The organism is Paraflavitalea sp. (assembly GCF_059502485.1).
In genome coordinates this window covers 2271421-2285802 of sequence record NZ_JCACET010000010.1, presented here as the reverse complement: position 1 = coordinate 2285802, position 14382 = coordinate 2271421, and the positions used below count along the sequence as shown (strand labels likewise).

The window sequence follows — 14382 nt, the reverse complement described above, 5'->3', positions numbered from 1 at the left end:
TATGAATCAAACAATAGATACTACCGTCATTGTTGTCTTCTCCATCTTCATCATGTTGATCGGATTCCTGTTTGTTCGTACCGGCAGGAACCTGAAGTCATTCTTTGCCGGTGGAGAAGCAGTACCCTGGTTCATAGGAGGATTGTCATTATTCATGAGCTTCTTCTCCGCAGGCACATTCGTAGCCTGGGGCTCCATTGCCTACCAGCACGGCTGGGTAGCCATTACCATACAATGGACCATGTGTATCGGAGGCTTGATCACCGGACTTTACCTCGCCCCCAAATGGAAAGCCACCGGTAATCTTACTGCCGCCGAGTTTATTCGTGAGCGATTGGGTGTTGGCGTACAAAAAAGCTACATCTACATCTTCATGTTGGTATCCTTGCTGATCAAGGGATCAGTATTGTACTCCGTAGCAAAGCTGGTGAGTTCTTCATTAGGCTTTCCGCTGGTACCAGTAACAGTTGTATTAGGCTTGTTCATGATTGCTTATACGGCCGTAGGCGGATTATGGGCGGTGATGGTAACCGACATACTCCAGTTTGTGATCCTTACTGCGGCCATCCTCATCATCATGCCGCTTGCTTTTAAAGCAGCAGGAGGAGTAGACCATTTTCTCGAACAGGCGCCTGCAGGATTCTTTAAACTGGTGAATGGAGAATACACTTGGGGCTTTATCCTGGCCTTCGCACTATACCACATCTTTTACATTGGAGGCAACTGGACATTTGTGCAGCGCTACACCAGCGTCGATAAACCAAAGTCGGCCTCCAAAGTTGCTTACCTCTTTGCAGCATTGTACATCATTAGTCCCATACTGTGGATGCTGCCCCCGATGATATACAAAACGATCAATCCATCCCTGTCAGGAATGGAAACCGAAAACGCTTACCTGATGATCTGTAAGCATGTGCTGCCCGCAGGATTGATGGGCCTCATCCTTACAGGCATGTATTTCTCAACCTCAGCTTCTGCCAATACGGCCCTCAATGTGGTATCAGCCGTATTTACCAATGATATTTACAAAGGCTCTATCAATCCCCAGGCTTCCGATAAAAAACTAATGAGCGTAGCACGCATCTCCTCCTGGTTCTTCGGACTGGGTATGATCGGCGTTGCACTTATAGTGCCAAGGATAGGAGGCATAGTTGAGTTCACCCTGAGCATTGGCGCAATTACGGGCGGCCCTTTGCTGGCGCCGCCTATCTGGGCCCTGTTCTCTAAACGGTTAACAGGCAAAGCCACGATATTCATTACCCTTATCAGCCTGTCGGTAAATGTGATATTCAAAGTAATACTGCCCCACACCATCAGCTTTAAACTGGACCGCGCCACAGAAATGCTGGTAGGAGTAGGATTACCATTTATCATGCTGGCCTTGTATGAACTATACGCGATGGCAAAGGGACTTGGCAACAATGATTACTTGGCATACCAACAACGCAAAGCACAACGAAAAGAAGCCGCATTGGAAGCCACTGAAGAAGAAACACGCGAGATCAGGAAACAGAACAAGTTTGGTTTGCAGGTGATAGCCTTTTCCCTCGCATTCATAGCAGTACTCCTGTTCGTACTAAGTCTGCTCACTACATCTGGAGCAGGCATTGTTGCAGGCATTGCTGCAGTTATCTTAGTGTGCTCCCTGATCCCATACCGCGCAGCCCGTAAAGTAAAAGTACCAGCGGCTGCGTTGGTGTCACTCATCATAGTGGGGCTGTTACTGCCACAAGCCGAGGCTAAAGCACAAACAGTAACAGGTACAAAAGCAACCCTTGCATCACCCACCTTACAACTGAACTGGACCAAAAACAACAACGGCTGGCAATTACAAAAGCTGGCAGTGAAAAAAGGCACACAGTGGATCAGCCTATCAGGTGCGAGTGGTGAATACACTATTTTATTTTCAAAGCAAAAGCCAGACACCATACCGCAGCCCATATACGATGCGGCAGGCAAACAGGTCATCTTCCCCGAATCCCATTATCGCTATACAATTCCCGTATGGGCAGAAGCCACTACACCCGTAGCAATGAATACGGCTGGTGAAGCAACACGTTTTTATCCCGCAAATGCACAAACCACCAACAACGAATTAACTTTTACACAGGATACCAAAGAGGCAACCATCAACGCCACCTGGAGCATGGATCCCCAATACCAGGGCGACATACTGGTCACCCTTACAGTAACAGCCAAACAGGATGGATACTATTCCATCGCTTCCCCTTCACTGGCCATTGTCAACAATAAAGAAATGACCTGGGGCATGGTGCCTGGTCACTTCCAGGGCACTGCCATCGAAAAGAACTTTGTCAAAGCATTTGCCTACGGACAAGGCATTCCCGACAAACCGGTAGTGAGCCGCGAACGTTCGGCTTCCACACTGTCACCGTTGATCAGCACAAAGCAAGGCATCACGTTCGCTGTAATACCCGAGCCAGGCACAGGCCGCGATCCCTGGGAAAACAAGAACAGCACGCAAACGATCTGGCAGCTTGGCCTGTCGCTGATGAATAGACAAGCCCAATTAACCCCCACAGCCTGGCACCCGGTATTGGGACAACGCGGTTCCTTCCTGAAGACAGGCGAGACAACTAACTTCTCTTTCCGTTATACAGTACAACCTGCTAACTGGTACACAGTCTACAAACATGCGGTGAACGATATCTACAAGCTGAAAGATTTCCTTGCATTAAAAGAAACAAAACAGTCCCTCACGAACCGCATCCTGTCCATGCATAAATACGTAGTGGACGATAGCACCTCCAAATGGCGCACGATGCAGTATCAGGGGCTCACCATCGGAGCACAGGATTACCTGGGTGGAGTATACGGCGGTGATGGCGATGCGATTAAGAATGCGGACTACGGCGCCATGTGGATGCTGGCCCGCATCACCAACGATCCGGTATTGAAGCAAACCCGCTTGCCTTACGCACTCAACTTTAAGATCACACAACAAGATAGAACACCGGGATTCTTTTACGGCGCAGCAGCAGGACAATACTACCTGCCCAAGAGCCATAAATTCACAGAAGAGTGGGGCCCTTACGTCGAGCCGATGGGTACTACCTATTACGTATTGATGGACGTAGGCAACGTATTATTATTCAATCCGGGCGACACAGCTTTGAAGCGTGAACTAAAAGACGCCGCCGATAAATTGCTGGCCTGGATGGGCAAAGATGGACAATGGCAAGTTGCCTATGATCATATTACTCATCAGCCATTATTCGCCGAAGTAGAAGACCTGCGCCCTACATTCTATGGATTGGTGATTGCTTATAAAATGTTGGGCGATAAAAAGTATTTGGACGGAGCCGTTAAAGGAGCAGAATGGTACATTACAAACGCAGTTAACCGCGGACGCTTTACCGGCGTATGTGGCGATACCCGCTTTGCACCTGACTTTGCAACTGGACAAAGTGCGCAAGCCCTGCTCGACCTGTATGACATCACGAAAAACCAGCGATACCTGCAGGCGGCTATTACTACAGCAAAGCTGTACACCACTTCTGTCTATACACATCCCATTCCCAACCGCACACCGAAAACGGCAGGAGGCAAAGAGCGGCAGGATTGGGAGATCAGCCAGGTCGGCCTGAGCTTTGAACATGGCGGCAGCATTGGCTCCGCTACCAAGCATGGGCCTATTCTATTAGCCAGTCATGCGGGCATGTTCATCCGTATGTATTCCCTTACCCGCGATTCATTGTTCCTCACGATGGCGCGTGCTGCAGCATTGGGCCGTGATGCGTTTGTTGATCCTGCTACGAGTGTGGCCTCCTATTACTGGAATGTGATGAACAAAGGAGCCGGCCCCTATCCACACCATGCCTGGTGGCAGATTGGATGGATCACCGATTACTTGTTGTCAGAAGCGAGCTTACGTACAAATGGAAAAGTGCAATTCCCGCGCGGCTTCATAACACCCAAAGTAGGACCACACCAGTCCTATGGCTTTGCCCCGGGAAATATCTACGGCGTCAAAGCTGAGTTGTTGTTGAGAGACGGTATGCTGGATGCCGGCACACCTTACCTCGATTACTTTGGCGCTATCAACAAAACACAGAAGAAACTATTCCTGCTCTTGCTCAATGACGATGACGCAACACTATCAACTACACTGAAAGTTGATTACAGCAAAGTATTGGACAACCAAACGATACAACCAAAAACTGTTTATGCCATTGACACCAATGGCAAAAGAACACCACTGAACAGCACCAACAACTGGCAAACAGCCATACCTGCTTATGGGATACAAGTAATTGAAATCAATTACTAAAGCAGTCAGGCCGCTCCAAGCGGCCAGACCAACGAATCAAACCTGTCAGGTTTTTGTTTCCGGTGCCGTTAGGCACCAAAGCTTTGTAGCCTTGAATTTGTGCGTTAGCCACAGCCCCTTTAGGGGCTACAGCTTTGTAGCACCGGTTTTTTGTGTTGGCCTCGGCGCCTTTAGGTGCCGCACTCAGTAACTGGCGCAAGTATGCAGCCTGGCTTTGAGTAGAGTGTACTTGTGCCCCTCTAAACAAAGAATATGAAAACTTCTTATAAACATTCACTGTGCGCCATCCTGACCATAATGGTTGGCCTCATTACCCATGCCCAAACCAATTACCTCCTCGAAGCCGAAGACTTCCAATTCAAAGGAGGCTGGACGATCGAGCAGGAGGGAGGCAAAGGTTTCCTGAACAACCAGATACTGCGTGTGCTCTCCACCAAAACAAAAGCGGTGGATGCGCTCACGGTGATAGCTGTGAAACAGGCGGGTACCTATGCCGTATGGGTACGTGCTACCGATTTTCCCAACGATCGTCCCGGCACACGCTTATTCCGCCTCCTGGTTAATGAACAACCGATGGAAGAATCTGGCAAACACGGTAAGCCCGGACTATACTGGGAAAAAGTAGGACAGGTTTCCCTGCCTGTAGGAGATGCGATCATGCGACTCAACGACAGCCGCGGCAACTTCGGCCGCTGCGATGCCATCATACTATCATCAGTACAGGACTTCGATCCCAACACACAATCCCTTACAACGTTAGTGAGCTATCGTATAAAACCCATTACCCAACAGGCAACACCGGTGAAATACCCGGTAACGACACAGGTACACACCGATCCTAAGGCCATTCCAACAGCTTCCATCGCCAATGATCAGGTACAACTTCGCTTTGTACCGGTTACAAGCAGCAATGAAAAAAGACTGGCAGCCAAAACAGCGATCAAGCAGCAAGGCCGCTGGACGACCATGAACGATCAATTGGAAGACCATAAAGTATACGTCATTCGTGCCGACAATCCCCAGCTGGGCTTTGGTAATTTCTTTCCTTCCTGGAATGGTTCGGTAGGACTCACTTCCTTTACCAACAATGGCAAGACCTATAGCATACTGGAGACAGATAACACGCTGAACCCATTTTTGTCTGGCCAACTCACAGAAGCAATTCCCGTTGCAGCAAAACAAATAAACAAGCAAACGATAGAAGTAGATTATGCAGTAGGAGGAGAACAGGTATTGAAAGGTTGGTGGAGTTTGACGCCCGGTACTCGTCACATCACGGTGAAGCTGCAATTCAAGCCTTCCGTAAATGGATATTACAGCATGGGCCTGGCTGCCTTTCAAAGCATGGCGGTGGATAGTGTAACGAATATCCAGTTACCACCTATGTTTCAGTACAGGCGTTTATCACCACAACCCATTCTGGTGCCTTCGGGTATGATGCCCCAGCCGATGGCGATTGCAGAAACCAAAACAGGCAATGGTCTGTTCAGCACCTTTGTCAGTGGTGTTGTTCCTACCTTCAAAACATCCGATTGGGGAAGTGCTTACAGCAGTCCTTTCGGCTTCAGCATCAAAAATGATGTCAATAGGATACAACCAGTTGCCTTTGCGCCGGTAATGGGATTGGACGATTCTAAACTAACAGCAGGACAAACGATACAACGTGAGTTTGTGATCGGCGCCATGGCTGGCGGATGGAATGAAGTGTTGGAATATGTTTCAGATAGCATCTATAAAGTAAAAGATTATCGCACACAGCATACGGCTTCACTCACAGAAGCCGCCTTCAACATGATCGACCTGATGAAGAACGATGCTGCATCAGGTTGGGATACACAACTCAAAGGCTTTTACGACATCGAAGCCAATCCTGCCGTAGTGCCTACAGTGGTACATGCTTCACCACTTACCATTATATCCGCAGCTGTGTTGGGTCGCGACGAAGACTTCTATATTAACCGCGCATTGCCTACGATCGAATACACGCTGTCACGCAGCGGGTTCCGTTGGGCGAAAGCAGTATCAGGTACGCCCTTCAATAGTGATAAAAAGTCTTTACAGTTAAGCCCCTTTGGCTCTCAGTTCACCACCAATTACTTCGAAGGATTGTACCAACTACTCGGTGCAGCCAATCCCTGGTTAAAAGATATTGCCTTGCCCGATGGCAAAGTACGCCCAACAAGAGGATACTCTGTAGATGTGCCCGCCTGGACACAGGAACTGGCAGCCTGGCGCCTCACCAAAGAAGACAAATGGCTGTCCGCTGCCAAAGCCGGTGCTGATCAATACCTCAATACACAGGTATACGGCAACCTCACCAAACCTTTATCGCGGTTACCATTCTACAATGCGGCCTTCTATGCCTATTGGTGGGATCTCACCGATCTGTATGAAGTAACGAAAGACAAACGTTACCTGCAGGCAGCAGATATTTCTGCTTACCACACCTTGATAGGCATTCGTTCCTACCCGCAGGTAAAAGATACTTTACAAACCATCCATCCCGGTAATGAGTTTGAAGGCAATACAACGATGTGGTGGAAGGGCGATAAAAAATACCGCCTTGGCTTCCCACGCGTAAAAGGAGACGCACCGGAGAAACAAGTTTCACAAGGACTGGTATCACCAGTTGGCTTGGGCTTTGAACAGCCATTCACCTATTTCGATGTAGCCAAGACTGTAAGACCGGTGTTCATGTCCAACTGGGCGCCACACCTACTACGGCTCCATCAGTATGGCCACAAGAAGATATTTGAAACCTACGCGCGCAATGCAGTGATTGGTCGCTTTACCAACTATCCCGGCTACTACGCAACAGGGTTCACAGACATTACCCTGCGTCCCGACTTCCCTTACAAAGGACCCGACGTAAGCTCTATCTATTACCACCACATACCACCACACTTATCCTTTACCCTCGATTACCTGGTAACAGAAGCCATTGATCGCTCCAACGGAAAAGTGCAATTCCCCTACGGCAAGCAGGATGGATTTGTATGGTTCAACAACCGGGTGTTTGGAGCTGGTAAAGGACAGGTATTCGATGATGCGGCAGTAAGCCTGTGGATGAAGAAAGGATTGATCACGATCGATAAACCCGAAGTGAATTATGTAACTGCTATATCCGATAACCGCTTCTGGATACTGTTGAGCAGTGAAGCGCAGGCCACTGTGCAAGTAAATATAACTATGGGGCAGGAAGTTGCTGTAGCTGATGCCGGCACAACTACCATACACAATGCCGCAAACAATAAGAAAGAAACAGCAGCTATAAAGAACAGGCAGGTTGTAGTATCGCTGCCGGCAAAAGGTTTTAAAGCCCTGTCATTCCCGTTGACAGCAAAACAACAAATCGTTACATCATCACCCGTAGCCAACGGCATGAAGGTGATCGACCTGGGCGCGCCATTTGGTAAATGCTACGTATTCAGGATACGCAGTCCCTTTGGTTGGGATTCCTTCTACGGTTACCTGGAAGCTGCACCCACAGAGGGCATTGCCATCACAGCTACCCTGAATGGCAAAACAGTAACAAAAGATACATATCCCTACGAGTGGTCATTCTATAAAATAACAGCCGATCAACCGGTCAAAACTGTACTACAGCTAAAAACCGCTGATGGCAAAACCAAAGAAACTACCATTGAATTCGAGTAAACCTATACCTATGCGTAGATGCCTGTATACATTCGGGTTACTATTAATAGCCAGTACTGCCTTCACTCAAAGCAAGAGTGCCGAAGATGCAGAAAGAGAGAAACTGATCGCTGCTTCCCAATCAGGAGCTTCACCCTTATTCTTTGATCCTGCCGCGAAAGATGTACCGGTTATACAACTGAGCACATTCAAAGATCCCCGGGAGTTTAACATACGAAAAGGCTTACCCAACTTCTTTGCCAAAGCAAAAGCTGGTAAACCGGTTACCGTTGCCTACATCGGTGGTAGTATTACACAAGGCGTTTATGGATACCGCACGCGCAGTGCCCGGTACATTCAATCCATGTTTCCCAACACACCCATGAAGGCCATCAATGCAGGCGTGTCGGGTACAGGTACCGATTTGGGCGCCTGCCGCCTGCAGGAACAAGTACTGCAATACCATCCGGATGTAATATTCATTGAGTTTGCGGTGAACGGCGCTTACCGTGATGGTATGGAAGGTATGATCAGACAGATATGGCAATACGATCCAAATATCGACATCTGTTTAATCTATACGATCCACAGCGGTCAGACAAAACTATATGCAGCAGGAGAGATTCCTGAAAACATCCAGGGACTGGAAACCATCGCAGCCCATTACAACATTCCTTCCATACACATGGGAATAGAAGCTGCCATGCTGGAAAAAGAAGACAAGCTGGTATGGAAGGCAGATACAGCTACACCCGGTAAGATACTCTTCTCGAAAGACGGCACACACCCGGAAGAGCCGGGAGGAAACCTGTATGCCGCTGCTATCGGCAGAGCCTTCAACATGATGAAGGAAAATACCAAAGCAGTAAAACATGCATTACCAGCTGCCATGATACCGGGCAACTGGTCAGATGCAACGATGTACAATCCGTCGGTAGCACAGTTCAGCAAAGAATGGAAAAAGATAGCTCCCGCGCAGGATGCGAGACTTAAGCAATTCGCTGGTTGGTTTTCCGAAGTAATGACGGCAGAGCAGCCGGGCGCTTCCTTCACCTTTCGCTTCAAAGGAAACATGTTTGGCATCTTCGATATTGGTGGACCTGAATCTGGACAAATAGAAATAACAGTAGATGGAAAATCGGTAAGAGTGAAAGACAGAGGTATCAAAGGCTCCCACCAGTTTGAGACCAGCGACCTGAGAACCAATGTAATAAACCGGTTCTTTACCTTTTGCAACAACCGCTACCGCGGGCAGTACGAATTTATAAACGTACCCCAGGGCGAGCATGAGGTCACCATTACCCTGTCGGCCCAAAAGTCCGACAAGGCCGCCATCCTCGGCCCCAAACAATTAACCGACATCACCGCAAACTCCGCCAAATACGACCGGACTGTCCTCTATATCGGCAAAATCCTGGTCCGCGGCGAAGTGCTGTCAAAGTAAAAGTTAACAGAGGTAGGAGGCACTCGCTCGCCTCTGGCGAGTTGAGGGTATTTGCAAGCCTCTGGCTTGCTGGTGGGTTCAACCTGGCGAAGCAAACGGAATTGCCCGGCCCTTTAGGGCCGGGAACACCAAAAAACAGCATCTTACCCGGGCTTTAGCCCAACGCAAGATGTTGCTTGCCGAAACAAAGAGCTCGCCGCTCATTTGGGAACATTCCCGCAAATTGGGAACATTCCCACGGTTTTTAGGAACGAAAACCCTTGACCATAGCTGGTACAGGGCGTTAAATTTGAAGCTGATGCGTACAATGCTTGTCATATGTTTCCTGATCGCAGGCCACTGCCTGCAAGCCGCTGGTTCCCATCAGTTGCAAAGCCCCAATAAACAACTGCAGGCACGCGTCTTCCTGGAAAACGGAACAATAAAATACCATGTCACAGCCGGTAAAACCGTGTTGATCGAACCAGCTACACTTGGCATCCAATTCAGCAACCGCATAATAGGAACGGGAGTTAAGAATCTTTCCATTGCACGGCAATACCTGATCAACGAAAAGCAATCCTCACGCCTCAACACCAATGAAACAATCAATCATTGCAAGGTATATGTAATAGCCATACACGGAGAGCAAACAACAGACACGATCGAGTTCAGGATATTTGATAACGGATGCGCTTTTAGATATATCCTTGCACGCAATGACGCCCAGCTACAGGAAGAACGCACAACATTCAGGTTGCCGGCTGCATCCACAGTGTGGTACTTTGAAAGAAACAGCGACTGGAAACTGAAGTCCTACGCAGGGCTATGGCAAAATACTACTGTTGAAAAGCTGCCAACCATTTCTTCGCAAGGTCCTATCCAGGGCAAGCCATTAGTAGTAGAGTTGCCCACAAAAAAATACCTGGTACTTACCGAAGCAGCCCTGTATGATTACAGTGGCATGCGGTTAAAAGCCATTGGTAACAATACGATACAGGTAAACTTTACAGAAGGTAAAACTGGTTTTGCCGTAAGAGGCAAGCAAGCCACGCCCTGGCGCGTGATTCTATATGCCAACGACCTCAATGCCCTGGTCAATAATAAAGTAATTGAGAACCTGAACCCTGCGCCCGATACAAAACTATTTGCACAAACAGATTATATCCAACCCGGCAAATCAGTATGGAGCTGGATCACCCGCGATGAACAATACATGCAGCCGGCTTCAGAAAAACGCTTCATTGATGCAGCATCGGCACTACAGTTTGAATACACCCTGCTCGATGAAGGATGGGAAACCCAATGGCCCCGCAAATGGGAACAGTTGCAGGAACTCTGCACTTATGCAGCACAGCGCAAAGTAAAAGTGTGGGTATGGAAACATTCCAAAGACATCCGCGACACTACCCAACGCAATCATTTCCTTGATAGTGTCAGGCTTGCTGGAGCCGTTGGCATCAAAACCGACTTCATGAACAGCGAGGCCAAAGACCTTATTGATTTTGAAATAGGCTTGCTCGAAGCTGCAGCCCGCAGAAAATTGATGGTAAACTTTCACGGCTGCCACGCACCAACCGGAGAAAGCAAAACATATCCCAATGAAATGACGCGTGAAGGCATCAGGGGCATGGAACTCAACATCATGAAAGAGCCAATCCCTGCCTGGCATAATGCGGCATTGCCCTTCACCCGCCTGCTGACCGGACATGGCGATTATACGCCCGGCTTCTTTAGCAACAAAGCCAGTACCACTTACACACATCAGCTGGCATTGCTATACCTGTTTAATTCACCATTCCAGTGCATCGCAGAAAACCCTGCCAGGCTGTTGAATGAAGCATTGTATCAGCCGGTATTACCCTTGTTGAAAACATTGCCCGTAGTATGGGATGAAACGATTGTGCTGCCTGGCAGCAAGATTGGCGAACTGGCAGCCTTTGCCCGACGCTCAGGAAAAGATTGGTATGTGGCAGTGATCAACGGAACAGACAGTACAAAGTCATTCACCCTGCAACCCTCTTTCCTGAACAAACAGCAACAATACAAAGCATATAGGATCACCGATGCGCCGCAGGATAAAGGATTTGTAGAGAATGAACAGAGTATCGATCAGAAATACAGTCAGCAAATAGATATCCCTGCCACTGGCGGCATGGTTATCCAAATCAAAAGCGAATAGCCATATGATGAATAGGAAGGTTAAAATATTATTGATCACGTTACAATGTTGCCTGCTGACAGTTGGCACACAGGCACAATTGCGCGTGCTGGCCGGACAAAGCAATATGATCATTACGAGCGGGCAGCGTAGCTATACCTTTACACCTTCCTTTGTTGTATTGTACAATGCAACCGATCCCGCCATGGCATTGAAACCTGCAGGCATTAGGAAAGTAGAATACAACGTACTCACCTGGAAAGTGCCCGACAGCAGTCGCGCCGACTTCGCCCAAAAGAAAGTGAGCGCTGCTGTGGCAGGCGATGGCTTCGATGATCGTATACTGCGCAGCAAAGCAGAATGGAGAACGGCGAACATCTTCAACGCCGGTGAGAGAACAGAAATACTGGCAACCGGTACCCGGCAAAAAGGCGACACTACATTTTTCATTTTCCCTCCGTCCCCCAAATATGTACTATCCGTCTATCTTTTGACAACTGCAGAACCGTACCCTTTATTGCAGTATTCTTTCAGGCCCTTGCAGCCTGGTTATTATAGCATAGGTTACACAGGCGCGCCTGTTTGCACAGCCGACAAGGTTACAGCAATATGGCAGCCACTCATCTGGCAGGAAAAACGTATACCGGATGCGGCCTATCTTACCCCGGCCTTTATGGCTACCCTGCCATCTACCATGGTATACGATGGCGCCAATACGATTGGTGTGTTGGCAGCGCCCAAAGAAATTCCTTTTCAGCCATTACCCATGCTGCCCAACAGCCGCTTTGGCGTATCACTGCTCAATCAGCAACACCAGTTGCAGCCACAGGTATATGCACCGATCCCGGGAGGTTATCTGTCGCAGATGAAAGCCAATGAAGAATTTACCTTCTCCTTCTATCTCGTTACAGAACCTCGTCCCATTAGCGACACTTACCAGAAGATTGCACAGCAGGTATTCGGGTTCAAAGATTATCGTCACAACGATATCGCTTCCCTGAATACAGCGCTGGACAATATGGTCGATTACTCCCTGTCACAATACGCCTGGTTTATCGACAGCCTGAAAGGTTGCGCCTATTCTACAGACGTACCGGGCGCTGTAAAGAACGTATCGAGCCTCAACCCATTAGAGCTGGCCTTGGTGCGCGATGATCCGGAGATGTTTGAGAAGCGTGCCTATCCGCTCATCGAGTTCATGCTGTCACGGGAGAAATTTCTGTTTAGCCTCGATAGTAACCAGAAGATACAAAGCCCTTCACGCAAGTTGAAAGGCCCTATTGCGCCATTGTCTGAGCTGACAGCCCTCTACAATATCTTCCATAAACAAAACAACTTCTACCTGCAGATGGCACAGCAGGAGTTTGGCAAAGACCGTGTGCGTAATATGGATGGCAAAGAAAAAGGCAACACCTGGATCAATGCAATGTACCTCTACAATGCAACAGGCGATAAGAAATACTTACAGGATGCGGTAACCAAAGCCAACCAATACCTGGCCCAACGCATCGACAAACCACAAACAGCTTTTGCTGATCCATTACAAACAGGTTATTTCTTCTGGCCCACCTTTACGGGCCGGTGGATCGAGTTCTTACAATTATATGAACTCACAGGTGACAAGCGTTACCTCGATGCAGCCCGGCAAGGCGCTCGCCAATACACGATGTTTACCTGGATGAGCCCGCAGATACCCGATAGCATGATTACGGTAAACAAAGGTGGCAAAGCACCGATGTACTGGTACCTGAAGTCGAAAGGCCACAAACAAATGTATTACCCCGAAGAGCAGGCGCCAGCCTGGCGCTTATCGGAGATGGGCCTTACACCCGAATCATCCGGCACATCCACTGGTCACCGCGGCATCTTCATGGCCAACTTTGCTCCCTGGATGCTGCGCATCGGTTATTACACCCGCGACACTTTCCTCATGAACGTAGCCAAAGCGTCGATCATTGGTCGATACAGAAGCTTTCCGGGCTACCACATCAATACAGAAAGGACCACAGCCTATGAGAAAGCCGATTTCCCCTTACATGAACACAAAGACCAAAGCGTAAACTCATTCCACTACAACCATATATTGCCAATGGCGTCTATGCTCCTCGATTACCTGGTTACTGACGCATATGTACGCAGCCAGGGAAAGATCAGCTTTCCTTATGAATACATGGAAGGCTATGCCTATCTGCAAAACAATTTGTACGGAGCACAGAAAGGAAATTTCTATACGGAGAAAGAAGTACAACTCTGGATGCCTGCCCGCCTGTTGAACATCAGCAGTACAGAACTCAACTACATAGCTGCACGTAAAGACGATAAAGTATTCCTGGCCTTTACCAATCAATCAGCCAAAGCAGTCACTGCAACAGTAACGATCAATCCTGCCTGGGCAAAGATGAATACAAAAGCAGCCGTAACAGCCTATGCTGGTAAAGTAGCAAAAGCGCTTAAAGACAGCAGCTTTACCATTACTGTTCCTGCCAATGGCATAGCGGCGGTAACAGTAGCGGGTGCTGCCATTCAATCATCCTTCCAGCAAAAGATACTAAACACGAGTGGAGGAAACACAGGCCGCGATTATGTGAAGCTGTCCGCCGGCAATGCGCACGCCATGCTGTTCAACCTGGGCGAATACGGCCGCCGTCTCTACACGTACCTCGAAGATGATGACAACAAATACAGGAAAGCAACACTGGTATACAACCACAATGGCAAAGAAGAGAAAATAGAAGATACAGCCTATCCATTTGAATTTACCGTGCCGGTAGATAAACAGCCGGTGACATTTCATTTATTGCTTACAGGCGTGGATGGTAAAGAAGTGACAGGCGAAACGGTAACGATGGGCGTTGTAAAATAACAGAAGAC

At 48.4% G+C, this 14382-nt stretch carries 5 protein-coding genes; all 5 read left to right on the top strand.

What is annotated here, in order from left to right:
• The first annotated feature begins 1 nt into the window (after position 1).
• The gene (locus tag AC5JBY_RS26350) at positions 2–4291 is read left to right on the top strand and encodes a sodium:solute symporter family transporter (RefSeq protein ID WP_495907660.1); all 4290 of its coding nucleotides are present in this window, start codon (positions 2–4) and stop codon (positions 4289–4291) included.
• 252 nt (positions 4292–4543) lie between these two features.
• Entirely contained in the window at positions 4544–7948 is a 3405-nt protein-coding gene (locus AC5JBY_RS26345) for a hypothetical protein (RefSeq protein ID WP_495907659.1), read from the top strand.
• A gap of 10 nt (positions 7949–7958) precedes the next feature.
• Positions 7959–9371, top strand: coding sequence for an SGNH/GDSL hydrolase family protein (locus AC5JBY_RS26340; RefSeq protein WP_495907658.1), 1413 nt, complete (start codon positions 7959–7961; stop codon positions 9369–9371).
• A gap of 298 nt (positions 9372–9669) precedes the next feature.
• Positions 9670–11532, top strand: a complete 1863-nt coding sequence (locus tag AC5JBY_RS26335) for a glycoside hydrolase family 97 protein (protein ID WP_495907657.1) — start codon at positions 9670–9672, stop codon at positions 11530–11532.
• A gap of 4 nt (positions 11533–11536) precedes the next feature.
• A complete protein-coding gene (locus AC5JBY_RS26330; RefSeq protein WP_495907656.1) occupies positions 11537–14374 on the top strand; it encodes a hypothetical protein in 2838 nt (945 codons plus the stop codon).
• Positions 14375–14382: the final 8 nt, after the last annotated feature.

What these genes read in the sequence shown, in the direction of transcription:
- AC5JBY_RS26350 (WP_495907660.1), top strand. Translation starts at nt 2, where the DNA reads ATGAATCAAACAATAGATACTACCGTCATTGTTGTCTTCTCCATCTTC.
- AC5JBY_RS26345 (WP_495907659.1), top strand. Translation starts at nt 4,544, where the DNA reads ATGAAAACTTCTTATAAACATTCACTGTGCGCCATCCTGACCATAATG.
- AC5JBY_RS26330 (WP_495907656.1), top strand. Translation starts at nt 11,537, where the DNA reads ATGATGAATAGGAAGGTTAAAATATTATTGATCACGTTACAATGTTGC.
- AC5JBY_RS26335 (WP_495907657.1), top strand. Translation starts at nt 9,670, where the DNA reads ATGCGTACAATGCTTGTCATATGTTTCCTGATCGCAGGCCACTGCCTG.
- AC5JBY_RS26340 (WP_495907658.1), top strand. Translation starts at nt 7,959, where the DNA reads ATGCGTAGATGCCTGTATACATTCGGGTTACTATTAATAGCCAGTACT.